25 protein-coding genes (1 of these 25 only partly in view) are annotated in these 26331 nt (G+C 60.5%); 17 read left to right on the top strand and 8 right to left on the bottom strand.

All coding sequences use genetic code 11. From position 1 onward, the window contains the following. A protein-coding gene (locus AC3Z8Y_RS00475; protein WP_490088003.1) for an acyl-CoA dehydrogenase crosses the window boundary here: on the bottom strand, window positions 1–759 show its 5' portion. Its footprint begins 423 nt before the window's first position; only the first 759 of its 1182 coding nucleotides appear in the window; its start codon is at window positions 757–759; its stop codon lies beyond the left edge, outside the window. 143 nt (window positions 760–902) lie between these two features. Between AC3Z8Y_RS00475 and AC3Z8Y_RS00470 the strand changes: the two genes are divergently transcribed. From AC3Z8Y_RS00470 to AC3Z8Y_RS00400, 15 genes are all read left to right on the top strand, one after another. Further along, window positions 903–1811: a LysR family transcriptional regulator gene (locus tag AC3Z8Y_RS00470; protein WP_490088002.1), complete on the top strand. Its 909-nt coding sequence runs from the start codon at window positions 903–905 to the stop codon at window positions 1809–1811. A gap of 354 nt (window positions 1812–2165) precedes the next feature. Beyond that, window positions 2166–3287, top strand: a complete 1122-nt coding sequence (locus tag AC3Z8Y_RS00465) for a Re/Si-specific NAD(P)(+) transhydrogenase subunit alpha (protein WP_490088001.1) — start codon at window positions 2166–2168, stop codon at window positions 3285–3287. 14 nt (window positions 3288–3301) lie between these two features. Beyond that, on the top strand, window positions 3302–3619 hold the full coding sequence (locus AC3Z8Y_RS00460) for an NAD(P) transhydrogenase subunit alpha part 2 (protein ID WP_181111269.1): 318 nt from the start codon (window positions 3302–3304) through the stop codon (window positions 3617–3619). Further along, window positions 3616–5052 (top strand): NAD(P)(+) transhydrogenase (Re/Si-specific) subunit beta, encoded by a 1437-nt coding sequence (locus AC3Z8Y_RS00455; protein ID WP_490088000.1) that lies wholly within the window; start codon window positions 3616–3618, stop codon window positions 5050–5052. The genes AC3Z8Y_RS00460 and AC3Z8Y_RS00455 overlap by 4 nt, the downstream gene beginning before the upstream one ends. A 173-nt stretch (window positions 5053–5225) precedes the next feature. After that, window positions 5226–6719: a succinyl-CoA:acetate CoA-transferase ScpC gene (gene scpC / locus AC3Z8Y_RS00450; protein WP_490087999.1), complete on the top strand. Its 1494-nt coding sequence runs from the start codon at window positions 5226–5228 to the stop codon at window positions 6717–6719. 320 nt (window positions 6720–7039) lie between these two features. Beyond that, window positions 7040–7255 carry a DUF1127 domain-containing protein gene (locus tag AC3Z8Y_RS00445; protein ID WP_490087998.1) on the top strand — a complete coding sequence of 72 codons (216 nt, stop codon included), beginning with the start codon at window positions 7040–7042 and terminating at the stop codon, window positions 7253–7255. 213 nt (window positions 7256–7468) lie between these two features. Then, a complete protein-coding gene (locus AC3Z8Y_RS00440; RefSeq protein WP_490087997.1) occupies window positions 7469–7795 on the top strand; it encodes a DUF2388 domain-containing protein in 327 nt (108 codons plus the stop codon). 106 nt (window positions 7796–7901) lie between these two features. Next, window positions 7902–8195, top strand: a complete 294-nt coding sequence (locus AC3Z8Y_RS00435) for a DUF2388 domain-containing protein (protein ID WP_490087996.1) — start codon at window positions 7902–7904, stop codon at window positions 8193–8195. 35 nt (window positions 8196–8230) lie between these two features. Next, entirely contained in the window at window positions 8231–8551 is a 321-nt protein-coding gene (locus tag AC3Z8Y_RS00430) for a DUF2388 domain-containing protein (RefSeq protein WP_490087995.1), read from the top strand. Further along, on the top strand, window positions 8548–10509 hold the full coding sequence (locus tag AC3Z8Y_RS00425) for a DUF7844 domain-containing protein (RefSeq protein WP_490087994.1): 1962 nt from the start codon (window positions 8548–8550) through the stop codon (window positions 10507–10509). The genes AC3Z8Y_RS00430 and AC3Z8Y_RS00425 overlap by 4 nt, the downstream gene beginning before the upstream one ends. A 104-nt stretch (window positions 10510–10613) precedes the next feature. Continuing rightward, window positions 10614–11921: a CitMHS family transporter gene (locus AC3Z8Y_RS00420; protein ID WP_490087993.1), complete on the top strand. Its 1308-nt coding sequence runs from the start codon at window positions 10614–10616 to the stop codon at window positions 11919–11921. Window positions 11922–11979: 58 nt separating this feature from the next. Further along, the gene (locus tag AC3Z8Y_RS00415; RefSeq protein ID WP_490087992.1) at window positions 11980–12714 is read left to right on the top strand and encodes a TerC family protein; all 735 of its coding nucleotides are present in this window, start codon (window positions 11980–11982) and stop codon (window positions 12712–12714) included. Window positions 12715–12855: 141 nt separating this feature from the next. Further along, on the top strand, window positions 12856–14511 hold the full coding sequence (locus AC3Z8Y_RS00410; protein WP_490087991.1) for a Na/Pi cotransporter family protein: 1656 nt from the start codon (window positions 12856–12858) through the stop codon (window positions 14509–14511). A gap of 73 nt (window positions 14512–14584) precedes the next feature. Continuing rightward, window positions 14585–15985, top strand: a complete 1401-nt coding sequence (locus tag AC3Z8Y_RS00405) for a M16 family metallopeptidase (protein WP_490087990.1) — start codon at window positions 14585–14587, stop codon at window positions 15983–15985. A gap of 55 nt (window positions 15986–16040) precedes the next feature. Next, window positions 16041–17096 carry a DUF5924 family protein gene (locus tag AC3Z8Y_RS00400; protein ID WP_490087989.1) on the top strand — a complete coding sequence of 352 codons (1056 nt, stop codon included), beginning with the start codon at window positions 16041–16043 and terminating at the stop codon, window positions 17094–17096. On the opposite strand, the gene AC3Z8Y_RS00395 is transcribed toward AC3Z8Y_RS00400, so the two are convergent. The 6 genes from AC3Z8Y_RS00395 to AC3Z8Y_RS00370 form a co-directional block, all read right to left on the bottom strand. Further along, window positions 17078–18307, bottom strand: coding sequence for a nucleoside recognition domain-containing protein (locus AC3Z8Y_RS00395; protein ID WP_490087988.1), 1230 nt, complete (start codon window positions 18305–18307; stop codon window positions 17078–17080). The two genes, AC3Z8Y_RS00400 and AC3Z8Y_RS00395, sit on opposite strands and share 19 nt — an antisense overlap. Before the next feature lie 90 nt (window positions 18308–18397). Next, entirely contained in the window at window positions 18398–19726 is a 1329-nt protein-coding gene (gene gltP, locus AC3Z8Y_RS00390) for a glutamate/aspartate:proton symporter GltP (RefSeq protein ID WP_490087987.1), read from the bottom strand. Window positions 19727–20267: 541 nt separating this feature from the next. Next, window positions 20268–20732 carry an inhibitor of vertebrate lysozyme family protein gene (locus AC3Z8Y_RS00385; RefSeq protein WP_490087986.1) on the bottom strand — a complete coding sequence of 155 codons (465 nt, stop codon included), beginning with the start codon at window positions 20730–20732 and terminating at the stop codon, window positions 20268–20270. Between the two features lies 1 nt (window position 20733). Next, window positions 20734–20898, bottom strand: a complete 165-nt coding sequence (locus AC3Z8Y_RS00380) for a DUF1328 domain-containing protein (RefSeq protein ID WP_040260491.1) — start codon at window positions 20896–20898, stop codon at window positions 20734–20736. 37 nt (window positions 20899–20935) lie between these two features. Beyond that, complete coding sequence (locus AC3Z8Y_RS00375; protein ID WP_490087985.1) at window positions 20936–21217, bottom strand: hypothetical protein; 282 nt, start codon at window positions 21215–21217, stop codon at window positions 20936–20938. 197 nt (window positions 21218–21414) lie between these two features. Next, window positions 21415–22257: a BON domain-containing protein gene (locus tag AC3Z8Y_RS00370; protein WP_490087984.1), complete on the bottom strand. Its 843-nt coding sequence runs from the start codon at window positions 22255–22257 to the stop codon at window positions 21415–21417. A 160-nt stretch (window positions 22258–22417) separates the two neighbouring features. Between AC3Z8Y_RS00370 and algB the strand changes: the two genes are divergently transcribed. Together algB and AC3Z8Y_RS00360 are read left to right on the top strand one after the other, a co-directional pair. Beyond that, a complete protein-coding gene (gene algB, locus AC3Z8Y_RS00365; RefSeq protein ID WP_490087983.1) occupies window positions 22418–23764 on the top strand; it encodes a sigma-54-dependent response regulator transcription factor AlgB in 1347 nt (448 codons plus the stop codon). Window positions 23765–23772: 8 nt separating this feature from the next. After that, the gene (locus AC3Z8Y_RS00360) at window positions 23773–25545 is read left to right on the top strand and encodes an ATP-binding protein (RefSeq protein WP_490087982.1); all 1773 of its coding nucleotides are present in this window, start codon (window positions 23773–23775) and stop codon (window positions 25543–25545) included. Here the strand turns inward: AC3Z8Y_RS00360 and AC3Z8Y_RS00355 are convergent. After that, complete coding sequence (locus AC3Z8Y_RS00355) at window positions 25538–26317, bottom strand: N-acetylmuramoyl-L-alanine amidase (protein ID WP_490090086.1); 780 nt, start codon at window positions 26315–26317, stop codon at window positions 25538–25540. The two genes, AC3Z8Y_RS00360 and AC3Z8Y_RS00355, sit on opposite strands and share 8 nt — an antisense overlap. Window positions 26318–26331: the final 14 nt, after the last annotated feature.

Below are 26331 nucleotides of genomic sequence, written 5' to 3'. Positions count from 1 at the left end.
GTACCGCGCCGAGTTCAGGCAGGTGAAGGGGCCTTTAAGCCCTCGCACATCCGGGAAGGCGTTTTCTTCGGGCACGAATACGTTATCCATCACGATTTCGCCGGTAATAGAAGCACGCAACCCAACCTTGCCGTGAATGGCGGGCGCGGTAAGGCCATCCCAACCTTTCTCCAGAATGAAGCCGCGGATATCGCCTTCGTCATCCTTGGCCCATACCACGAACACATCGGCGATCGGGCTGTTGGTGATCCACATCTTGTTGCCGGTCAGGCGATAACCGCCATCGACCTTCCTGGCGCGGGTAATCATTGCTCCTGGGTCCGAGCCATGATTGGGCTCAGTCAAACCGAAGCAACCGATCGAATGGCCGCTGGCAAGCTTGGGCAAGTACTTCTGCTTCTGGGCTTCGGTGCCGAATTCATTGATCGGCACCATTACCAGCGAAGACTGCACGCTCATCATGGAGCGGTAGCCTGAGTCGATTCGCTCCACCTCACGGGCGATCAGCCCGTAGCACACGTAATTCAGCCCGCTGCCGCCGTATTGCTCAGGGATGGTTGCGCCAAGCAGCCCGATATCGCCCATCTCGCGAAAAATGGCAGGGTCGGTCAGCTCGTGCCTGAAGGCTTCCAGCACCCTGGGCGCCAGGCTGGTGTTCGCGAATTGAGCCGCACTGTCCCGCACCATGCGCTCTTCTTCTGTGAGCTGTTGATCCAGCAGCAACGGGTCAATCCAGTTAAAGCTCGCTTTTGTGGCCATGGTGCGGTCCTCGAAGAAGTAACAGTGCATTAAGCCTAGATGCCGCGACGGCAGTACTCAAACGAGCTTTCTGCACCCTGTTGTGTTGATTTCTCACTCCGAAAGCTGCACAAAGGCGCAAATGTCAGCCGAGGTCATGAGCCATGCGCAGAAAGATCCCAAGCACCGCGGCCCTTGTCAGCTTCGAAGCTGCAGCCCGCCACGAGAGCTTCACCAAGGCAGCGCAAGAGCTATCGCTGACTCAGGGCGCCGTATGCCGCCAAATCGCTGCGCTCGAGAGCTTTCTCAATGTGGAGCTGTTTCGGCGCTCACGCCGCGGGGTAAAACTGACCGAAGCGGGGCTCTCATATAGCCGGCAGGTCGCCGCTCAGCTGGATGCGGTCGAGCGCGACACCTTGTCGGTCATGGGCCAGCAGGGGGCGGTGGCTATCGAACTGGCAGTGGTGCCAACTTTCGGCACACGGTGGCTATTGCCACGGCTGAAAGATTTCCAGCGGCTGCATCCTCACGTGACGGTAAACCTCACCAACAGAACGCGGCCGTTCCTGTTCGCCGATACGCCGTTTGATGCCGCAATCTATTTCGGTGACGGTGAATGGCCGGGCGCACAGGCTTTTCCCTTGATGGGTGAACGGTCGGTTCCCGTATGCAGCCCGGCGCTGCTGCCCGGGGGCACCTTGCAAGACCCTGCAGCACTTGCCGAGCTGCCGTTGCTCCAGCAAACGACCAGGCCGTATGCATGGCGGCAATGGTTCAACTCCGCCGGGCTGCAAGTGGCGCGGGACCTTACCGGCCCCCGCTATGAGCTGTTCTCGATGCTGGCCCAGGCCGCTATCCATCAAATGGGCGTCGCGCTCATTCCACCCTTTTTAATTGAGCAGGAATTACTCAGAAAAGAGCTGGTGATAGCGCATCAACATGCCTTCTCCGACGCGCGTGCTTATCATCTGATGATTCCGGAAAGGAAAGTTGAATCCGCTTCGCTGAAAGCTTTCAGGGACTGGCTGATCGGTGCAGCGCGCAACTATTCCTTTGAAGACTATCAGCCATAACTTCCAATCCATGCGCGTAAAGAATAGCTGCTATAACTAACTTTGTTGTAAGCGATTGACGCACCCACCACTTAGAGACCAGCCGGTCTAGCCCAGACCGCCCGGCCTGCGGGCCTTTGCGACCTAAAAACAGGGCCTGCGAGCGGCTTTAACTGCAATGATTACAGCCACTTGCGCAACACCCGCAAACGAACAAATACACCTGCGAAGCATTAATAGTTGATAGCGGCTGAATGCCTATGCAGAATGCAGCCAGGCATTTCCTTTAACCACTTCAGTCTGCTGCTTATTGCAGGGCGGCCTGCCTCTTTTAAAAGTGCAAGCTCCAACAAAGTTTCAGCGAGGAGAAAGATCGTGCGCATAGGCGTTCCACTAGAAACCCACCCGGGGGAAACCCGGGTGGCGGCCACTCCCGAAACAATCAAGAAGCTGATCGGCCAGGGCCACAGCGTGGTGGTCGAAGCCGGCGCAGGTGTGGCCGCGAGCATCCCGGATGCCGCCTATGAAGCAGCGGGCGCCAGCATTGGAAATGCCGCCCAGGCCCTCGGTGCGCAGCTGGTATTGAAGGTCGCTGCGCCGAATGCTGAAGAGTTGGGTGCGCTGGCTGCCGGTACGGTCGTGGTAGGCATGCTCAACCCATTCAACGCCGAAGGCCTGGCGCGCATGGCAGAGCAGGGCATTACCGCCTTCGCGCTGGAGGCTGCGCCCCGTACATCCCGCGCCCAAAGCCTGGACGTGTTGTCTTCCCAGGCCAATATCGCCGGCTACAAGGCTGTGCTGTTGGCCACCCAGCATTATCCGCGGTTCATGCCGATGCTGATGACCGCCGCCGGCACCGTGAAAGCCGCTCGGGTTCTGGTACTCGGCGCAGGTGTAGCGGGGCTGCAGGCCATCGCAACCGCCAAGCGGCTAGGCGCGGTCATCGAAGCGTCCGACGTTCGCCCTGCAGTGAAGGAGCAGATCGAGTCGCTGGGCGCGAAATTCATCGACGTGCCCTACGAAACGGACGAAGAGCGCGAATGCGCCCAAGGTGTGGGAGGTTATGCCCGGCCCATGCCAGCCAGTTGGATGCAGCGCCAGGCTCAGGCCGTGCATGAGCGGGCGAAGCAGGCGGATATCGTCATCACCACCGCCCTGATCCCAGGCCGCAAGGCGCCCACGCTGCTCAGCGCAGAAACCGTCGCGCAGATGAAACCCGGCGCCGTGGTGGTAGACCTGGCGGCCTCCCAAGGTGGCAACTGCCCGCTCACGGTCGTGGATCAAGTGGTCAACGCCCATGGCGTGACGATCGTAGGCCCGGCCAACCTTGCCACCCAGGTGCCCGCGGACGCCTCCGCGCTCTATGCGCGCAACGTGCTGGACTTCCTCAAGCTCATTTTGGGCAAGGACGGGGCACTGGACATCAACCTCGAAGACGACATCGTCGCGGCCTGCCTCATGTGCCGGGACGGCCAACTTCTGCGCAAGCAGCCCTGAAAAGGAATATCGCAATGGATGACATGCTGATCTCACACGGCATCTACAACCTGATCATCTTCGTGCTTGCCATTTACGTGGGCTACCACGTGGTGTGGAACGTTACACCCGCCCTGCACACCCCGCTGATGGCGGTTACCAATGCCATCTCTGCCATCGTGATCGTCGGCGCGATGCTCGCAGCTGCGCTCACCGTAACGCCGCTCGGCAAGTTCATGGGCACCGCAGCCGTGGCGTTGGCGGCAGTGAATGTGTTCGGTGGATTCCTCGTTACGCGTCGCATGCTGGAAATGTTCAAGAAGAAAGCCAAGCCCGGAGCCGACGCGCAATGAGCATGAACCTGATTACCCTTCTCTACCTGGTCGCCTCCATCTGCTTTATCCAGGCACTCAAGGGGCTCTCACATCCGACTACCTCCCGCCGCGGCAACCTGTATGGGATGGCAGGCATGGCACTGGCCGTACTGACCACCGTGGTACTGATCTTCAAGCTGGGTTCGGAGCTGGCGGGAGTAGGGATTGGCTATGTACTGCTTGGGCTACTGATCGGCGGCACGGCGGGGTCGATCATGGCGCGCCGAGTAGAAATGACCAAGATGCCGGAGCTGGTAGCCTTCATGCACAGCATGATCGGCCTGGCAGCGGTGTTCATTGCCATTGCGGCCGTAGTAGAGCCACAGTCGTTGGGCATCGTCGCGCAGCTGGGCGACCCGATCCCTGCGGGCAACCGCCTTGAGCTGTTCCTTGGCGCGGCCATCGGGGCCATTACCTTCTCCGGCTCCGTGATCGCCTTCGGCAAGCTCTCGGGCAAATACAAGTTCCGCCTGTTCCAGGGTGCGCCCGTACAGTTCGCCGGCCAGCACAAGCTCAACCTCCTGCTGGGCGTACTTACCGTCGGCCTTGGGCTTGTGTTCATGCTCAGCGGCAGCCACACCGCCTTTACACTGATGCTGCTGCTCGCGTTTGTAATGGGCGTGCTGATCATCATCCCGATCGGCGGGGCCGACATGCCGGTAGTGGTGTCCATGCTCAACAGCTATTCAGGCTGGGCAGCGGCGGGCATCGGCTTCTCGCTCAACAACTCGATGCTGATCATTGCCGGCTCGCTGGTAGGTTCGTCCGGGGCGATCCTCTCCTACATCATGTGCAAGGCGATGAACCGTTCGTTCTTCAATGTGATCCTCGGTGGCTTCGGCGGTAACGCTCAGGCGAGCACCAGTACGGGTAGCCAGGAAGCGCGGCCAGTGAAATCCGGTTCGGCGGACGACGCCAGCTTCCTGCTGAGCAACGCCGACACCGTCATCATCGTGCCCGGCTATGGCCTGGCAGTAGCTCGCGCGCAGCATGCCCTCAAGGAGCTTACCGAGAAGCTGACCCACAACGGAGTTACGGTGAAATATGCCATCCACCCGGTTGCCGGCCGCATGCCTGGCCACATGAACGTACTGCTCGCCGAAGCCGAAGTCCCCTACGACCAGGTGTTCGAGATGGACGACATCAACTCCGAGTTCGGCCAGGCAGACGTTGTGCTGGTGCTGGGGGCCAACGATGTGGTCAACCCGGCCGCGAAGAACGACCCGAACTCTCCGATTGCGGGCATGCCCATCCTCGAAGCGTTCAAGGCTCGTACCATCATCGTGAACAAACGCTCCATGGCGAGCGGTTATGCTGGGCTTGATAACGAGCTGTTCTATCTGGACAAAACCATGATGGTGTTTGGCGACGCTAAAAAGGTGATCGAGGACATGGTCAAAGCGGTCGAATAACCCTTCAATAACAGAGGCCCGGCTTGATTGCCGGGCCTGTTCGTTACCATCCCCGCAATACTGTTTTACACCGAAAACCCCTCTCCAGAGCCTTTCCTTCGACCTTGGTCGATGGTCAGGGACCGCCGCGGTTCAATAGACTTGTCGCCTGATTTCCCTCGAGAGACACGTCCATGTACACCGATCGCATTCGCCTGCCGTCCCTTCTCAGCAAGGTGATGCCCGCTTCCGAAGCCGCCGCCTTGATCAAAGACGGGATGACGGTCGGCATGAGCGGCTTCACCCGCGCCGGCGAAGCCAAGGCGGTCCCCCAGGCGCTGGCGGAGCGCGCGCGCAACCATCCGCTGCAGATTACCTTGATGACCGGCGCCAGCCTGGGCAATGACCTGGACAAGCAATTGACCGATGCAGGGGTGCTGGCACGGCGCATGCCGTTCCAGGTCGACAGCACGCTGCGCAAGGCCATCAACGAGGGGAAGGTCATGTTTATCGACCAGCACCTTTCCGAAACCGTAGAACAACTGCGCAACCTGCACCTCAAGCCAGTGGACCTGGCTGTGATCGAGGCCGTGGCAATCACGGAGCAGGGCCACATCGTTCCAAGCACTTCGGTGGGTAACTCGGCCAGCTTCGCCATCCTGGCGAAGAAGGTGATTGTGGAGATCAACCTTTCCCAGCCAGCCTCCCTGGAAGGGCTGCATGACATTTATATCCCGACCTACCGGCCTACGCGCACACCTATCCCGGTGGTCGCCTGCGATAGCCGTATCGGCAGCACGGCGATCCCGATTGACCCGGCAAAGATCGCGGGCATCGTGATCAGCAACCAGCCGGATTCGAACTCCACGGTGCTTGCGCCAGACGCGGACACCAAAGCCATCGCGGATCACTTGGTAGCCTTCTTCAACAACGAAGTAGCGCTTGGGCGGCTCACGCCACGGCTCATGCCGTTGCAGGCAGGGATCGGGACAATCGCAAATGCGGTGATGCATGGTTTGCTGGATTCACCGTTCCACGACCTGACGATGTATTCGGAAGTGCTTCAGGACTCAACCTTTGACCTGTTCGACGCCGGCAAGCTGAGCTTCGCCTCCGGTAGCTCCATCACGCTGTCCGCGCGGCGCCACGAGCAAGTGTTCTCAGACCTGGAGCAGTACAAGGACCGGTTGGTATTGCGGCCTCAAGAAATTTCCAATCACCCGGAAGTCATTCGGCGCCTCGGCATCATTGGTATCAACACAGCGCTGGAATTCGACATCTACGGCAACGTGAACTCAACTCACGTCGCTGGCACCCGGATGATGAACGGGATCGGGGGTTCAGGAGATTTCGCTCGCAATGCACACTTGGCCGTATTCGTTACCAAGTCCATCGCGAAGGGCGGCGCCATTTCAAGCGTCGTTCCGATGGCCAGCCATGTGGACCATACCGAGCACGATGTCGACATTCTGGTGACTGAACAGGGGCTGGCAGACCTGCGCGGCCTTGCTCCACGGGAACGCGCCCAAGCGATTATCGAAAACTGTGTGCACCCAACCTTCAAAAGCGCGCTGCGGGACTACTTCGAGACCGCATGCCTGAAAGGTGGGCACACCCCTCACAACCTGGCGCAAGCCCTCAGCTGGCATATCAATGCCGAAGCAACCGGTCGCATGCTCGCTGAATAGAAATATGAGGCGGTCTGTGAGGCAAAACAGTTGGGTGCCAGCGAGGCGTTAACCCTGGAAGCTGGCAGAAACTGTTCTACTGTACTGCTTAAATCCTAGGCAAATTTAGGCATGCAGGTGGTTACAAGCCCAAAAATGCTTCAATACGGTGCAGACCAGTACAGAATGCACCGGTTGTGGTAGTACAGTGGCCTAAAACAGATAACTGAATGCCTGTCTTATTGGTGAACTGTGCATATGATTTCAGGCGGCTGAAGCGCATCATTTGCTCATCTTCAGATCACCACTTGAATCCCGCCACAAGCGGAAGGATGACCACCATGGAACGTACCCTGAGTTCCGACCTGCAATTCACGCAAACCACCACCCGTAACCAAGCCTCGCTGCCGTTGCGTATTCTTGCCAGCCTCAGCCTGTGGCAGCGTCGTTTGGCCAGCCGCCATCAACTGGCCCGCCTGGATGCCCGCCTGCTTGCCGACGCTGGTATCAGCGAATCCCAGCGTTACGAAGAGTTGAGCAAGCCGTTCTGGCGCTAAGCGCACCTTCGGGTGACATCAAAAACCCGCTACGGCTTGCGTAGTGGGTTTTTTTGTACCTGCCGCTTTATGAATACAGTTCTATATGAATTTCATAATTCACCAACTGTATCTGTTCACAATAAGCGCCAGCGATGGAATCTTTCCCCCTTCGCGGTTCTAATACATCGGTCGCAGGCCAGCGCTCCGCTGGGCCACGCAGGGAGAGTCATCATGCTTAACGCTAAACAAGGCTTGGCGCTCGCCGCCGCGCTTGCTCTCGGGATCGCGAGCGGGGCGCAAGCTTCCAGCTTCGTGGTCACTACAGACGCCGTAGTACGTGCGGTGGATGCAAGCACCAATGCCACTTCGGACGTTTCTTCGTCCCTGCGGGACAACAAGATCGTGCAGCAGGCAAAAGATGATGCAGCCAGCTTTGTAGCCTCACAGGGGCAGATCCGAGGGGTTCGCCTCGAAAGCGCCCTGGGTTGGATTCGTGGGCAGATGCCTGAGCTACAGGCCACCGATATCGAACTGGCCAAGGCCATTGTCGCCAGCTGAGCGGATGAAACTTGCGCAAGGCCAGCGCTGCGGACCGGTCAAGGCCTAGCTCCGCCGATGCGCATGCGCTAGCCTTGCCGCTTCGTTGAAAATGCCCTCGAAAACCATGCGCTACTTGTTCCTGCTATTTACCTGGCTGCTGTGCACTGGCACTGCCCAGGCTTTCGATACCACCACGCAAGGCGTAATCATCAGCGGCTATGTGACCAGCCAGGTCACCACGGCACCGTTCGACAAAAAGATCATCGCCGATGCGCGCGATGATGCCGCTGTGTTCGTGGCCACCGAAGGCAGGGATCGGGGCGTACGGCTCGAGGCAGCCCTGCAGGCCCTGCGGCGTGACGCATCGGACCACAACGCCAGCGACCTTGAACTGGCGCAGGCGATTCTCGTCCAATAGGCACTTTTTACACCCCCCGTTTTTCCGGAGATACCATGCGCACCACATTGATCGTCGCTACCCTGGGCCTGTTCGCCCTGGCTGATGCGGCGCAAGCCCACACACTGGAGCAAACCAGCAACATCATCGTTCGCGCCTTCGGCCGCTCGATCGACTTCACCTCGGACACCACCACGTCCATCCGTGATTCGAAAGTGGTGCTGCAGGCCAAGGATGACGCGGCGAGCTTCGTTGCCAGCCAAGGTGATATCCGGGGCGCCCAACTGGAATCCGCATTGGCCACCCTGCGTGCCCACCTGCCTGAAGCACAAGGCGCGAGCGACCAGGCACTGGCTGAAGCCATTCTCGCCCTGTGAAAGCCCTGGCCGCCTGGCTGCTCGCCGGCGGCCTTCTGTTTTTCAGCGCTACCGCGAGTGCAGCGCTGGAGCTGCTGATAGACGATCCCGGCCTTACACCTGCCCAGCACAGTGCCACGCAAGCACTGCTCGATGCGGCCACAGCCGCACTGCCCCCCGCATTCATTGCTGCGCTGGACCGCACTGTTCACGTGAGCTGGACAACCCATATGCCCGACGATGCCTACGGGCAGGCCGGGTTGGTGTCCACGCTGGAGCTCAATCGCCGGCTGTTACCCGGCCTGGTTGACGGTTCGGCCGCCACCCAGAAAACCGGCCGCCCTCATGGCACTGTCCGCGCGGAAATGCTGGCAACGGTTCTGCACGAGCTCACCCACCTCTATGACCGGGCGCGGTTATGGCCAGCCGGCGAACGCGCCCTTATTGCGCGGTGCCGCCAACAGCAGGCGACACTGGGCGAAGTGGGCCTGGCGCAAGCGTGCAGAGGGCAAACGGAGCGGCGCTTCACCCTGAGCGACGACCCGCGCTTGCTGGACCTGGCCGGATGGCCCCAGGCCGTGGGCCGACGCGGCGAGCGTGAACTGGCGAACCGGCAGATCGCGCGCAGCCCGGACCTGTACGAAACCAGCAGCCCCAAGGAATTCATCGCGGTCAACATGGAATACTTCCTGTTAGACCCCGCCTATGCCTGCCGCCGGCCTGAGCTATACGCCTACCTTAAAGGCCATTTTGGCTGGGCACCCGCCAGCCAGGCCAACTGTCCCACCGCGTTGCCGTTCCTTAACGCAGGCAGTGATTTTGCTCGCCAGCCCCTTGGGCTCATCGACCCCGAGCGGGTCTATGAAGTCGATTACCTGCTGGCAGAGGCCAATCAGAACTGGGTAAGCCGCTGGGGCCACAGCATGCTTCGGCTGGTCATCTGCGCCCCGGGCAGGCCGCGCGGGCCGGACTGCAGGCTGGACCTCGAATACAGCCTGGTGCTGTCGTTCCGTGCCTTCGTCAACGATGTGCAACTGTCCACCTGGGGCGGGCTCAACGGTGCCTATCCGTCTCGGCTGTTCGTACTGCCGCTGTCTCAGGTCATCGACGAATACACCAAGACCGAGCTGCGCAGCCTGGCCTCGGTACCGCTCAAGCTCAGCCGCCTGGAAATCCAGTCCCTGGTGCGCCATGCGGCCGAGATGCACTGGAGCTACGACGGTAACTATTACTTCCTCTCCAACAACTGCGCTGTGGAAACCCTCAAACTGCTGCGCGCCGGTACCCAGAACCCGGCCCTGCAGAGCATGGACAGTATCGTGCCCAATGGCTTGCTGAGCGTACTGGAAGCCCGGGGGCTCGCTGACGGGAATGTGCTCAAGGACAAGCGTGAAGCCCTGCGCCGCGGGTACCTGTTCGATTCCTTCCGGGACCGCTATCAGGCGATGTTCACGATCCTGAAGCAGCAACTGCCCATTCCCCAAGGTACGGTGGAAGCGTGGCTGGAACAGCCCGCGGTCGCACGGCAGGCGTGGTTCACCAAGGCCGACTTACGCACCAGCGCCGCGTTGCTCTTGCTGGAGCAGGCCGGCTATCGGCGGCAACTGCTGCTGGCCCAAGAGGAGGTGAAGCAGCGTTATCTGGGCGCCCGGGATGCCGGCGACCAGAGCGTCGGGAATGCCAACGAAACCCTACAGGCCATCCTGGCCAATAGCGGGTTTCTCAGCCGCCCCGCCGAGCTGCTCGGCGCAGAGGGCTATGGCCTGCCTCAGGAAAGCGAGTGGAAGCGCCTGGAGCAGGCATCGGGTGAGCGTCAACGACAGCTGCAACAGCTGAGCGTCGACCTCGACAAGGAAGTCCGTGCCTTGTTGACGCCAGAGCGCGCCGCAGCCATCGCTGCCAGCGAGTCCAATCTCAAGGCCATCGGCCAGCACCTACGCGACCTGCACAAGGCCAGCGGCGGGTTGATTCTGCCGTAGCTACCTTGCTGCACTGAAAGGCAGGCGAAAGCCACAGTGCTTAGGATCGGCGGCAACCGGTGCCGTGCCCGGACCATAACGAAGACAACAACAAGAGATTCGCCATGCTGACCTTCCTTGGCTTCGCCATGGTCGTGACGTTCATGTTCCTGATCATGACCAAACGACTGTCCGCCCTGATCGCCCTGATCATCATTCCTATCCTGTTTGCGCTGTTCGGCGGTTTCGCCGCCAAGATCGGCCCCATGATGCTCGAAGGCATCAGCAAGCTGGCGCCCACGGGCGTGATGCTGATGTTCGCCATCCTGTACTTTGCCTTGATGATCGACTCTGGGCTGTTCGACCCGGCCGTGCGCAAGATCCTCAAACTGGTCAAGGGTGACCCGCTGAAGGTTTCCGTCGGTACCGCCGTGCTCGCCCTGGTGGTATCGCTCGATGGCGACGGCGCTACCACGTACATGATCTGCTGCGCGGCAATGTTGCCTTTGTACAGCCGCCTGGGCATGAGCCCGCGAATCATGGCCGGGCTGATCATTCTGGCCGGTGGTGTGATGAACATGACGCCCTGGGGTGGCCCAACGGCCCGTGCCGCCAGCGCGCTGCATGTAGACCCTTCCGATATCTTCGTGCCGATGGTGCCCGCCATGGTCGCGGGCGTACTGGGCATCCTGGCCATCGCCTGGATGTACGGCAAACGTGAAAGGGCGCGCCTGGGCGAACTTCACCTTCCGGGTGATGAAGCACCCTCCTGCGATATCACGGTGTCCCAGTTCCCGGAGGCACGCCGGCCGAAACTGATCTGGTTCAATGGCCTGCTTACCGCCGGGCTGATGGTTGCCCTGATCAACGGCGTACTGCCGTTGCCTGTGCTGTTCATGATCGCGTTCAGTATCGCCATGATCGTGAATTACCCCTGCCTGCAGGCCCAGAAAGACCGCATTGCCGCTCACGCTGGCAGCGTGCTCGCGGTGGTGGGGCTGATCTTCGCGGCGGGCATTTTCACTGGCATCCTGTCCGGTACCGGCATGGTAGACGCCATGTCCAAGAGCCTGCTGGGCGTGATTCCAGAAGCGTTAGGGCCGTACCTGGCCGTGATCACAGCGCTGGTGAGCATGCCGTTCACCTTCTTCATGTCCAATGATGCGTTCTATTACGGCGTGCTGCCGGTGCTGGCCGAAGCCGCTTCGCACTACGGCATCACGCCGGTAGAAATGGCCCGCGCCTCGATCGTTGGCCAACCCGTGCACCTGCTCAGCCCGTTGGTCCCTTCCACTTATCTGCTGGTAGCGCTGGCAGGTATCGAGTTCGGCGACCATCAGCGCTTCACCCTTAAATGGGCAGTATTGGTTTGCCTGTGCATAATGTGCGCCGCCTTGCTCATGGGGATCTTTCCCCTGGCAGGCGGGCTCTAATCCACTACCGTGTATTCAGCGCTAGCAAGCGCCGTTGTCTCTACCAAAGGAATCAATAATGGAATGGTTGACCAGCCCGGAACTCTGGGTCGCCTTTTTCACCCTGACCGCGTTGGAAATTGTACTGGGCATCGACAACATCATCATGATCTCGATCCTGGTAAGCCGCATGCCCAAAGCCATGCAGGCCCGTACCCGGCTGTTCGGCCTGGCCCTGGCCATGGTGACGCGCATCCTGCTCCTGCTGTCGATCACCTGGGTCATGCGCCTCACCGCCGACCTGTTCGTGGTATTTGAACAGGGCATTTCCGGCCGTGACCTGATCCTGTTCTTCGGTGGGCTGTTCCTGCTGTGGAAGAGCGCGCAGGAGATCTACCACGGTGTGGAAGGTGAGGAGGAGGGGGGGGATGAGCCTTCGGGGAAAGGCGGTAATTTCCTTTACACGATTATTCAAATCGCAATCATCGACATCGTGTTCTCCCTGGATTCGGTCATTACCGCTGTAGGGATGGTGTCACATGTACCTGTGATGATCGCGGCGATCATTGTAGCGGTACTGGTGATGATGCTTGCTTCGGGCACCATCAGTCGCTTCATCGACCAGCACCCATCGCTCAAGATGCTCGCGCTGTCCTTCCTGCTGGTGGTAGGTACCGTATTGATCGGCGAAGCATTCGACGTTCATGTGCCCAAGGGCTACGTTTACTTTGCCATGGCGTTCTCGCTGGCGGTGGAAGCCATCAACATCAAAATGCGCACCAGCGCAGCGAAGAAGCGCAACAAACAAGCCTGAGGCGCGCGCGGGCTGCATCAGGGCCCGCTCGTATGTTACGGTTTTGTTTCAACAAGGCCTGTGCCCTGCTGGCCACAGGTACAGGCCTCAGTGGTTCTGGATGTTCGCCCTAACGGGGCTTAATCAGGGAGGCCGTTTCGCATGCTCACCCTGCTGGATCTTCTTTCCGCCGTCGCGTTGCTGGTGTGGGGCACCCACATCGTTCGCACCGGCATCCTTCGTGTGTACGGTACCGCGCTGCGCAGGTTGCTGGGGCAGAACATGGCCAACCGGCCACTGGCGTTCCTGGCGGGCATTCTCGTCACCGCCGTGGTTCAGAGCAGCAACGCCACTGCCATGCTCACCACGTCCTTCGTGGGCCAAGGCTTGATGGGCCTTACCCCTGCACTGGCAATCATGCTGGGTGCGGATGTGGGTACCGCAGTCATGTCTCGGGTGCTCACGTTCGATCTGTCATGGCTGTCCCCGCTGCTGATTTTCCTCGGCGTTGTATTTTTCCTTTCCCGCAAGCAAACCCGCCTCGGGCAACTTGGCCGCGTAAGCATCGGGCTGGGGCTGATCATCCTGGCGCTTCAACTGATCGTCGAAGCGGCAGCGCCCATCACCCAGGCAAAAGGGGTGCAGGTGCTGTTCGGCTCGTTGACCGGCGATATCCTGCTGGACGCGCTGGTGGGTGCGCTCTTCGCGATGGTGTCCTATTCAAGCCTGGCGGCGGTGCTGCTTACCGCCACCCTGGCTGAAACCGGCGTGATCAGCTTGCCGGTCGCCGTTGGCCTGGTGATTGGCGCGAACATCGGCAGCGGCTTGCTGGCGTTCATGTCCACCAACATGCAGAACACCCCCGGGCGCCAGGTGGCACTGGGTAGCCTGCTGTACAAGCTTATTGGCCTGGTAGCGATCATTCCCGTGCTGGACCCAGTGGTTCGCTGGATGGACACCCTGGGCTTCGACCCACAATCCATGGTGATCGGCTTCCATGTGCTCTATAACAGCCTGCGCTGCCTGGTGCTGCTGCCCACCGCCGGGCCCATGGGCCGGCTGTGCGCGGCATTGTTACCCGAGCGCCCCGATACCGGAGGCCGCGCGGTGCCTCGCCACCTCGACGCCACCGCGCTAAGCACCCCGAGCCTGGGGCTGGCCAACGCCGTGCGTGAAACACTGCGTATCGGCGATATCGTCGAAAGCATGCTCGGTGCGGTGCTCAACGCCTTGCGCGGCGTTCAAACGGCGGTCACCGCCGAAGTACGAAGCCTGGGCGATGATGCCGAGGCGTTATCCAGCGCAATCAAGCTGTATCTGGCGCAAATGCCGCTGGATGAACTCAGCGATCAGGACCGCCACCGCTGGGCCGAGATCATCGAGCTGTCGGTAAACCTGAACCTGGCCAGCGACCTGATCGAGCGCATGCTGCGCAAGGTACAGCAGCAAAAAACCTCCGAGCGTCGGTCGTTTTCCGAAATCGGCCTGGAAGAGCTCACCACGCTGCACGGGCAACTGCTGAGCAACCTGCGCCTGGGCCTGAACGTGTTTCTCAGCCGTGATGAAGAAAGTGCCCGCCAGCTGCTGCGTGAAAAAAGGCGCTTCCGCGCTCAAGAGCGGCGCCTTACTCACGCACATGTCAGCCGCCTGCAACACAAGGTGGTGCAAAGTATCGAGACCAGCTCGCTGCACCTCGAGCTGATCGCGGATATGAAGCGGCTTAATTCGCTGTTCTGTGGCAGTGCTTACGCGGTACTGGGTACCGGTGATACCGGCACGCTGTTGGCGGGCGATGACGCAACTACCCAGCTCTCTTGAACGTCGCGGGCACGTTGCAGTCAGTTAAGAGGGCCGGCCGCGGCCCTTTCGGTTAGTGCAAGGAAGCCCGTAGATGCGTTGCATGTTGTTCGCCTGCCTGCTGTTGCTGTCGTTACCCAGTGCCGCGCTGGACCGGCTGCAGGTGCAAGGGTACCTCCTGCCAAACGGCCTACAGGTATTGCTCAAGCCAGGCACCGACCGCGGCCATGTCGCCATTCGCCTGGTGGTCGGGGTAGGGTTCAGTGACTTCAACTGCGCCAGCCAGGAATTGCCCCACTTGCTTGAGCACCTGCTGTTCAGCGGCCTGGACGACAGCGGCGAAGGCGGCCTGGAGGCGCGTATGCAAGCGCTCGGCGGAGAGTGGAACGCTTTTACCAGTGAAGCCGACACCACCTTCGTGATCGAAGCCCCCGCGCGCAACCAGCGCAAGGTACTGGACTTGTTGCTGCAGGCCATCACGCGCACCGAGCTGACCGAGGCCCGCCTTGATACCGCCAGGCGCATCGTAGAGCGCGAAGACGGTGGCCATTACTCTCACCTGCAGCGCTGGCTGGATCATCAGGACCTGGGCAAGGACGCCAGTAACCAGCTGGCGATCGAGATGGGCTTGCGCTGTGCCGACCGCGCTTCTGCGGCTGGGCTTACCCTGGCGCAGGTGAAACAGGTGCGCCAGCAGTGGTACGCGCCCAACAACATGACCTTGATCGTTGTGGGCGAGCTGGACAAATTGCTCCCGGCCTATCTGGAGCGGTCCTATGGCGAGCTCGCTTCCGTCAAGCCCAGCGACCATCCTCAACCTACACTGGAGCAGCAGCCCGCCCAGCGAGAACGCACACTGATTCAAGGCTGGCTGGGCGATACGGCCAAGCTTCATTGGTACTTCCCCGAACCCGATGTGGAGGATTTGCCGCCTGGGGTGTGGGACTTGTTGCAAAGCTATCTGGACTGGGCACTGTACAAAAAACTACGGCTGGAGGAGGGCCTTTCCTATGGGCCGGGCAGCCTGAACGAGCCCTTCGGTGACAGCACGCTGATGAGCCTGAACGCCGACCTGGACCGCGACGATATCGAAAAGGCGCGTGAGGCGGTGCAGGCACTTACGCGGCAGCTCAAGGACAAAGGCCTGGATGGGCCTACCTTCGAGCGCCTCAAAGCAGGGGCAATCGATCGCCTGGCTTGGGCTATCCAGGGCGACAGCGGGCTGGCGGATTATTACTGGGGCGCGCTAAGCGATTATGAAGACGGCCGCTTTGCCGATCCCGCAGCCGCCCTGCGCTCGGTAACGCTGGCCCAGGCGAACGAAGCGGTCAGGCGCCTGTTTGCCGACCCCGGTTATATACGCGTCGAAAAATCGCTGATCGGCTATGACGACCTCGCCACCCTGATCACGGTCACATCCGTGCTAGCGGCTTTGGCAGGGTTGGCCCTGTGTATCGCCATAGCGCGCCATCGACGACGCTCGGCGGGCAAGTGAGCGGCCAACTCGCCAAGCCGGTATCCTTGGCCTTCGTTCCGCCTATGTTGCCGTCATGAAGTCATTGCCGCCTTTTGTTCTGAAAATCATCGAGCTGATCAAACGCTACCCAGGCATCGTCGCCGCCTTTGGCTTCTGCTCCGGGCTTGGAAGCTTCGTATTGGTAGACCGCCAGGCGACTCTGGCCACGCCCATCGCCATCCTGCTGCTGGTGAGCTGGGTATGGCTGATGTTCGAAAACACCTTCAATCGGCTGTTCAGCCGCTACTTCAAGCGGGAAATCCCTCAGCCGCTGCTGCGCTATGCCACGCAGATGATCCATCAGGAAAGCCTGTTTTTCGTGCTGCCGTTCTTTTACGTCACCACCACCTGGAACAGCGGCCAACTGGTGTTCACCGGGCTATTGACCCTGGCCGGCCTGGTGTCCATCACCGATCCGCTGTACTACCGTTGGGTAGCACCCCGCCGCTGGCTGTTCCTGGCGCTGCACACCTTTACCCTGTTCGCCGCGCTGCTTACGGCGATGCCGATCATCCTTCACCTCACCACAGCAGAAACCTTCAAGATCGCGCTGGCAGTGGCCATGCTGCTGTCGTTCCCCAGCCTGGCCAGCAGTTTCCCGTTCAACCACTGGCGCAGGGCCCTCGGCCTAGTGGTAATGACACTGGCGATCGGCGGGGCAGGCTGGCTGTTACGCACCTGGGTGCCGCCAGCCACCCTGTGGATGACCGAAGACGCCATTACCCTCAGCCTGGATGACCAGACCCGCACCCCCGGTGATGGCTTTAGCCGTTTGACCGTCAACCAGGCACGCAGTGGGGTATATGCCTATACGGCAATCAATGCACCGCGGGGGCTGGATGAGCGCATTTTCCATGTGTGGGAGTTCAACGGCACGGAAGTCGACCGCATCGCCCTGGACATCCATGGCGGCCGGAAAGAGGGTTACCGCGCCTGGACGCGCAAGCAGAACTTCCCGGGTAACCCCGCAGGCCAGTGGAAAGTGCGAGTAGAGACTGAAGATGGTCAGATCATCGGCGCCCTGCGGTTTACGGTTGCCGATGACGCGGCGGCGACCGGCAACGCCTCCGCTCAAGCGAAGAACCAGTAGCACACGGCGATCGCGCTGATCACACCCGCCAGCTCGGCCAGCAGTGCGCAGCCGACCGCGTGGCGGGCACGCTGGATACCCACGGCGCCGAAGTACACGGCCAGCACATAGAAGGTCGTTTCGGTGCTGCCCTGTACGGTGGCGGCCACCAACGCCGGAAAACTGTCCACCCCCTTGCTCTGCATGGTTTCGATCAACATGGCGCGGGCGGCGCTTCCGGAGAACGGCTTGACCAGTGCCGTGGGCAGCGCATCGACAAACCGTGTATCCAGGCCGAGCCACTGGACGCCATGGCGGATACCCTCCAGCGCCAGGTCCAGGGCGCCCGAGGCACGCAGCACGCCTACCGCGCATAGCATGGCCACGAGGTAAGGCAGCAGGCCTTTGGCAACGTCGAAGCCTTCCTTGGCGCCCTCCACGAAGGCTTCATACACCGGTACCCGGCGAAGCGCGCCGATCACCAGAAAGCCAAGGATCAACCCGAACAGCGTGAGGTTGCCGAGCAGGGAGGAAAGGCTGGCTACCGCCGTGGCGGACAAGCCGGCGAGAAACGCCATGAAACCGCCCAACAGTAAAGCGCCAGGCAGCAGGTAAGCCAGCACCACCGGGTCCCACAGGCGCAGGCGCTGCATGAATGCCACGGACAGCAAGCCCACAAGCGTGGACCCGCTGGTGGCCAACAGAATGGGCAGGAACACCATGGTGGGATCAGGCGCGCCCTGTTGAGCTCGGTACATGAAGATGGTGACCGGCAGCAGGGTCAGCGACGAAGCATTCAGAACCAGAAAGAGGATCTGCGCGTTGCTGGCGGCTTCAGGGCGCGGGTTCAGCTCCTGCAGCGAACGCATGGCCTTGAGCCCGATAGGCGTGGCGGCGTTGTCCAGCCCCAAGGCATTGGCGGCGAAGTTCATGGTAATCAGGCCCAGCGCAGGGTGCCCACGCGGCACTTCAGGCATCAAGCGTGCAAACAACGGCCCGAGCAAGCGAGCGAACCAGTCCACGATACCGGCTTTCTCGGCGATCTTCAGAAAGCCCAGCCAAAGGGTAAGGGTGCCGAACAACAGCACCATCACGTCGACGGACAATTTGGCCATATTGAAAATAGCTTCGACCATGGCAGCGAAGATTCCGCTGTTGCCGGCAAGCAGCCATTGGGCCATTGCCGACACTGCCGCCACTATGAAAAAGCCGAGCCAAAGGCCGTTGAGCATGGTGAACCCCCACTAATCGATGCCGGCATGATAGTCGGGCCGATGGGAGCAGGCTATGGCCGGGCAGGGCGCCCGGCCACGGAACAGGGATCAGCGCGAGGTAGACGTTTGCGCCGAGCGCTCGCCGCTGCGCCAGTGCGGCAGGCTGTTCCAGTACCGAGCACCCTTGGCGTCGTCATACATGCCTTCCCAGCGAGCGATCACCAGAACAGCAAGCGCATTGCCGATCACGTTGAGGGCGGTGCGCGCCATGTCCATGATGCGGTCCACGCCTGCAATGAAGGCCAGGCCTTCCAACGGGATGCCCACGCTGCCCAGGGTGGCGAGCAGTACCACGAACGAAACACCCGGTACCCCGGCAATGCCCTTGGACGTCACCATCAGGGTGAGCACCAGCAGGATCTGCTGGCCGATGGGCATGTCGATGCCGTACAGCTGGGCGATAAACAACGCCGCGATGCTCTGGTACAGCGTGGAACCGTCGAGGTTGAACGAATAACCGGTCGGCACCACGAAGCTGCTGATGGCCTTCGGCGCGCCGTAGGCCTCCATCTTCTCGATCACCCGAGGCAAAACGGTCTCCGAGCTGGCGGTGGAGTAAGCCAGGATCAGCTCATCCTTGAAGATGCGGATCAGCTTGAACACCGAGAAGCCGAACAGCCGGGCTACCAGCCCCAGCACGCCCAGCGCGAAGAACAGAATGGCGGCGTACACGAGCACTACCAGCTTGGCGAGCGGCAGCAGCGAGGCAAACCCGAAGTTGGCCACGGTTACCGCGATCAGGGCAAACACACCAATGGGCGCGTAGTTCATGATCATGTGGGTCACCCGGAACATGGTCTCCGAGATGCCTTGGAACGTACGCACCAGCGGTTCGCGCGTTTCTGGCGCCAGGCTGGAAAGGCCAAGGCCGAACATGACCGAGAAGAAAATGATCGGCAGCATCTCGCCCCGCACTACCGCGGCGAAAATATTGGATGGGATCAGGTTCAACAGGGTCGCTACCAGCGCGTGGTCATGTTGCACTTCGGCCGTGGTTTTCTGGTACTGCGAAATATCTACGGTACCCAGCGTGCTCATATCAATGCCGCTGCCCGGATGCACAAGGTTGGCCAGCACCAGCCCTACCAGGATGGCAATGGTGGTAACCACTTCGAAGTAAAGGATGGTCTTGACGCCGATGCGCCCCAGTTTTTTCGCATCACCCACCCCGGCGATGCCTACGATCAGCGACGAGATCACGATGGGGATAACGATCATCTTGATCAGGCGGATGAAGATATCGCCTGCCGGTTGGAGGACATTACTGATCCACCAGGCTTTTTCGGCACTGAAGTGATTAAGCGTCGCGCCGAGGGCAATGCCCAGCACGAGCCCGATGAGAATTTGCCACGCAAGGCTGAGTTTTGGCTTTGTCATTATTAACCCTTGGTCAGGTTCACCCAGGTCACGCCCTGCTGGGCATGCCGATGGTTTACCGCCGGAAGCAGAGCCTCTGGCAGCAAAAGCGGTGAACTATCAAGGGGTGGCAACCTGCCGTCTAATGCCGGAACGGGCTGGGCTATGCCGAATCGGCATGGATAAACTATTGATTTAAAAGGATTTAGGGATGGCAGCTCGATACATTCGGGATACCGAACGGCCCGCCCACTGCTTCGACGGGATGATCTCGCGCTTGCGGCAAAACGTTCGGATAGCCGAACAGTGAGATAACGCGAGGCCGCTCACCCCTTCCTCGACAGGCGGCGTCAAAAAAGCCCCGGAATGCGGCGGCATCGGGCTACATGGCCACTGCCTGGCATCACGAGGCTTTTTTTCCTGACCCGGCCCATGGTGGAGGCACTCCCTGTACCCCTAGGTCACTCCAGCGCTACATCCGCCAAAGCATCCCGGCCCCTTGGTCATGTAACAGCCTTCCTCAGGCTGCACAGTCGCGCAACACAACGCTTGCTAACCAGCTTCAGTACCAGTTGGGGTCGCTTTTCAGCTGTTCCATCAACATGGCCTGCATGCCTTCGTCCGGATCGCCCAGCCAGCGGTAATCCGCATGCCTGGAAGGCGTCTTGTCTTCCGGAACGCCCTGCGGAACGCTGACCCAAAGCACGTAGGCCTTGGATTTGTCCCAGCTGAACGCAACTACAATGCGGTTGTGCAGGCAGTCATCAGCTTTCTCACACACCTGCCCAACCAAGTATTTGTCGCCGCCTTCCGTGACGGCATTCATTGGAGAAGAGGCTCCGGACAGGTTCAACACCCAGTCGGGAAGGCGCTCCTGCTTCCGTACGGCTCCCTGCCATGCATCACGGTACTCAGTGTCTGTTGCAATCAGGTTACCGGCTCGCTGCTGGCCATCGTTGTCCGCCAGCGCAGGTATCGCCGTGGCTATTGCCACGGCGAACACCAGGCTCGAAATAACGCCCTTCACGTCACGGGCGCCCGCGGCGACCGAAGAAGAACGACACGACGAACAGCACCAGGAAGATGACGAAGAGGATCTTGGCGATCCCGGCAGCCGTACCCGCGATGCCGCCAAATCCAAGCACAGCGGCAATGATTGCAATGATCAGGAAGGTAATGGCCCAGCTCAGCATGGTGATACTCCTTTATGTTGTGATCAGGTTTTAGCCGTCAAAACACCCAGCGGTCTACGCTCGGACGCTGGAACTCATCACTTTGTTCAACGGGCTGAAGACGAGAAATTTGCGAAGCGGAGGCGCTCACAGCATTAAGCGCAGGTGCTTGCAAGGAATGCAGGGTGTGGATCAATGGCTCGGAAGGCTGAGTCCAATAATGGAACTGCTGAGCACCCACGAGGGTCAGCATCAGCGCCAGGGACGCGAAGAGGCCTTGGCGGAGGGTATGCGTATTGATGAAAGAGACCGAAGCATTGCGTTGACCTGGCTGTTTCATGTTCACCCCTCCGAAATCTGCTGCATCACATGCCGATGCGTTTGAGGGGTATATTGCAGGCTGCATGCCAGCTTTCGATTTGTAGGAAAAGTCTTATATTACGGGCACTTGCGGCGGCTAAAGCGCCTCGCTCGGTACGCAACCTGCACGATGCCCGATGAATCTCCGGGCGTTTTGCATGATGGCATTATGCCGGGCTATAAAGCCGCCCTGGTCCCAACCTTGACCAGGTCCGCGTCCACGCCTCTGACTCCACGGATCTGGCTCGCTATTGCGACGGCGTGCGCCTTTTGCGGCTGGCTATCCACTTCACCAGAAAGCGTAATGATCCCTTCGCGGGCCTTCACATCCAGGCGCAGGGCGTCGAGCGAGCGCTCGTACTGAAAACTGCGGGCCACCTTGCTTGCGATCCAGGCATCACTGACCGCTTCGTCCGGTAGCCGTGCCTGGTTCTCGGCCTCACTTGTACGCGTATCCGCTGCCCGCAGGCTGATCAGGTTATTGACCACTATGGCCCCATCCGTACTTGCCGCCAGCGTACCTGCCCATTCCTTGGCTTGCGCGGTGATAGCCTGGCCCTTCAGGGTTACCACGCCTCCATCCACACTCACCTCTATCGGTGCGTCTGTAGTAGGTACACTCCAGGCCAGGCGAGAGCGAATCGCCGAAGCCAGCGTCAGGTCATCCAGTGCGATCTGCTGCGGGGATTTGACCGGCGGGCGCTCCGCAAGCGACGGGTCGACGGCAAGTTTGTTGTCCACGCTATCGCTTCCGCTCACAGCTATTGCAAGCGCAGCCGCCAAGGCTTTGTTCTGCTCGCTCGCCACCACGCCGTTGAGCACTACACGAGCACCGGCCACCCTCACCTCTATCTTTTCATTGGCCAGTTCCCGGTTAAGCGCCAATGCTGTGCCGGTAGCGCCTTCGGTTCGAGCATCGGTCAGCGCATCGGCGCGCACGGTAGCCGCTCCCAGTGCAACGGTGCTGCCTAAAGCGGCTGCGAACGCGTATCGCGCCAATGCCGTGTGATATCCCGTCATGCTTCCTCCAACGTAATGCCTCACGGGTAACCCAGCCTCGATCAAAGGCACTGCAAGTGAGCGCTACCCTGTGAGGGGTGAAATCGTTCAGAATTGACATTGCAACTTGCCCGATAATTCTCGGACTAAGAGAAGATCTTTATTTAAGGAGCGTAGGAAAATGGAATCTGGTGCGGATCATCAAGGCCGTATTCTGCTGGTTGATGATGAAGCAGCCATTCTTCGCACCTTCCGCTACTGCCTAGAAGACGAAGGCTACAGTGTCGCCACAGCGAGCAGCGCGGCCCAGGCCGAAGCGTTGTTGCAACGCCAGGTGTTCGACCTGTGTTTTCTCGACCTTCGCTTGGGCGAGGACAACGGCCTGGACGTGCTTGCGCAAATGCGCACCCTGGCCCCCTGGATGCGTGTAGTGATTGTGACCGCACACTCGGCCGTCGATACGGCAGTCGATGCGATCCAGGCCGGCGCGGCGGACTACCTGGTAAAACCCTGCAGCCCCGATCAGCTTCGCCTCGCCACGGCCAAGCAACTGGAAGTGCGTCAGCTGTCGCAACGCCTGGAAGCACTGGAAGGCCAGATCCGTAAGCCAAAGGACGGCCTGGATTCCCACAGCCCAGCCATGATGGTGGTGCTGGAAACCGCTCGCCAGGTTGCCAATACCGACGCGAACATACTGATCCTTGGTGAATCGGGAACTGGCAAAGGCGAACTCGCCCGGGCTATCCACGGGTGGAGCAAGCGCGCTAAAAAAGCGTGTGTCACCATCAACTGCCCGTCACTGTCGGCAGACCTGATGGAAAGCGAACTCTTCGGCCATAGCCGGGGGGCGTTCACCGGCGCCAGCGAGAGCACGCTCGGCCGAGTAAACCAGGCCGACGGCGGCACATTGTTCCTGGACGAAATCGGCGATTTCCCGCTCACCCTGCAGCCTAAATTGCTACGGTTCATTCAGGACAAGGAGTACGAGCGCGTCGGTGACCCGGTCACCCGCCGGGCAGATGTGCGTATTCTGGCGGCCACCAACCTGAACCTGGAAGACATGGTCAAGGACGGGCGTTTCCGGGAAGACCTGCTTTACCGCCTGAACGTCATCACTTTGCATTTGCCGCCTTTGCGCGAGCGCAGCGAAGACATCCTTACCCTCGCGGATCGCTTCCTCGCCCGTTTCGTGAAGGAATATGCGCGCCCTGCTCGCACGTTCAGCGAGGAAGCCCGGTCGGCGTTGTTGAACTACCGCTGGCCTGGCAACATCCGGGAGCTGCGCAACGTGATCGAGCGGGCGAGCATCATCTGCCCTCAGGAACGCGTTGAAGTCAGCCACCTGGGTATGGCCGAACAGCCAACGAACAACGCGCCTCGGGTTGGCGCGGCGCTTAGCCTTGATGAGCTCGAAAAGGCGCACATCGGCGCGGTGCTGGCTAATAGCGACACCTTGGACCAGGCAGCCAGGACACTCGGCATCGATGCCTCCACGCTGTACCGCAAACGTAAGCAATACAATCTGTGATGCCGTGGATGAAGTTGCGGACCCGGCTTTTCCTCAGTATCTCAGCGCTCATTACCGTAGCGCTGGTAGGGCTGGTGCTGGGCCTGGTGAGCGTGATGCAAATGGCCTCCAGCCAGCAATCGCTGTTGCAGGGTAGCTTCCATACCCTGGAAAGCGGCCTGCGCCTGCGCCAATTACTGGGCGATCAGTTATCTATCGTATGGGCAGACTCGCCAGACCCTGAAGCATTCGAGCAAGCCGAGCGGCAGTTCACCCAAACGCTGGAGCAGGCAAAAGCCACAGGTACGCCCGAGCAACTGAGGCATTTCGAGCAGATCGGCGAGCACTATCAGGTATTCCAGCAGCGCTTCGACGAGGTGATGCGCATAGGCGCGAATGCCCGTGCGGACAAGGCCCTCGGTACCGCCTTCAATGCCGTGCGCAACGATCTGATCGATGCGTATAAAGCCTCGCTGGAAAGCATTACCGCCAATGAGCACGCCTCCCACACTCGCGCGCAATGGATATCCGCATTACTGGGCCTGGTAGGCATCGCCGTGCTATGCGTCGGCTTTATCACGGCACACCGCATTGCGCGGCGCTTCGGTGAGCCAATCGAGGCCTTGGCCAATGCCGCAGACGAGATCAGCCACGGCCGGTATGACGTGGCGCTGCCAGAGTCTGGCGCAATAGAGATGAACCGGCTGAGCGACCGCTTTGCGTCCATGGCCGAGGCGTTACGCAACCATCAAGCCACCAATGTGAATGAATTGATCGCAGGCCAACAGCGCATGCAGGCTGTGCTCGACAGCATTGATGACGGCTTGCTGATGATTGATCGCCAAGGGCTGCTTGAGCACCTTAACCCGGTTGCCCAGCGCCAGCTCGGCTGGGACACCGACCGCAAGGGGCTTAGCCTGGGTGCTGCGCTGGGCCGCCCCGACCTTGACGCCCAGCTGCACACTGTATTGCGCGGCGGCACTTTGGAGCGCGCCCCCGAGGACCTCAGCTTTGAAGTGGACGGCGAGACGCGGTTGCTGGCATACAGCCTCACACCCGTAAGCCACGTGCAAGGCGACATCCTCGGCGCGGTCATGGTGTTGCACGACGTGACCGAGCAGCGCGCATTCGAACGCGTGCGCAGCGAGTTCGTCTTGCGTGCCTCCCATGAACTGCGCACACCCGTCACCGGCATGCATATGGCGTTCGGGCTGCTGCAGGAACGCGTGCGCTTCGAAGCCCAATCCCGGGAAGCGGACCTGCTTAAAACCGTCAACGAGGAAATGCAGCGGCTGGTGCAGCTGATCAACGACCTGCTGAACTTCTCTCGGTACCAGAGTGGGTTACAAAAGCTGACGCTAGGCCCGTGTTCAATCGACGATTTGCTGCTCCGGGCCCGCGACCGCTACAGCGAAGCCGCGGCCGAGCAAGGTCTAGAGCTCACTATCGAGCCTCACGAGAACCTGCCGCGCCTGCACGCCGACGAAGCGCAGCTGGACCGCGTGCTGGACAACCTGATCGATAACGCTCTGCGCCATACCCCGAGCAACGGGCATATCCGTTTGCAGGCCCGTCGCCATGCGGAGCGGGTGATCATCAGCGTCGAAGACAACGGCGAAGGCATTGCCTATGGCCAACAGGGGCGGATTTTCGAGCCTTTCGTGCAGGTAGGGCGCAAGAAAGGCGGAGCGGGGTTGGGGCTGGCGCTGTGCAAGGAAATCGTGCAGCTGCACGGCGGGCGCATGGGCGTATATTCGCGGCCCGGCCAGGGTACGCAGTTCTACATGGCCCTGCCTATCTAGGCTGGCCGCGCATGCCTGCCAATACTTGGAGCAATGCTGCGGTTTCGGCGTCAGGTAGCCCATCGTAGCGTGCTGGGCGATAGTGCATCTGAAACGCGGCGAGCACGTGGCGGGTGGTCACGTCCAGCTCGCCGCTGCGCACCACGGCATAACCCACCCTCGCCAGTTGTTCCTGATACCAGGCAATGCCAGGCAGCGCCTGAGCGAACGACTGTTGTGCCCGGCTCACCGCGCCAGCGTCCGGCCATAACCCGAAGCCTTCCTGGGCGAGGCGTTGCCAGGGAAACAGCGGCCCCGGATCGAGCTTGCGCAAAGGGGCAATGTCGCTATGCCCCACAAAGTAGGCCGGGTCGATGCGATAGCGGGTGCGAATGTCCTTGAGCAAGGCCAGAAGCGCTTGCACCTGCGCCTCACTGTACGGATACCACTCTCGCCCCTGTGGCGTATCGCGATAACCGGGGTTCACGATTTCGATACCGATCGAACTGGAGTTGAGCCAGGTGCGGCCGTCCCACTCGCTCTCCCCAGCGTGCCAGGTGCGATAACGTTCATCCGCGAGGCGGTAAACCGTGGCGGGGCCATCGCCGATCAAGTAGTGGGCACTGACTTCACCGTGAGTGAGCAGCGCAAGCGAGCGGTCCAGCGGCGCAGCCGTGTAGTGCATCACCACGAACTGAACGCGGCTGTCGTAGTTGGCGGAAGGGTGGCTGGTATCCACGCGCAGCGTGTTGGCGCACCCTGCCAATAGCGCTACCAAGGCCAACCAGGCCATGTTTTGCAGGTTCA

Source organism: Pseudomonas sp. 3MAES_34.3B, assembly GCF_058145875.1.
The sequence above is the reverse complement of the archived record's forward strand: the minus strand, read 5'-3'. Positions and strand labels throughout refer to the sequence as shown.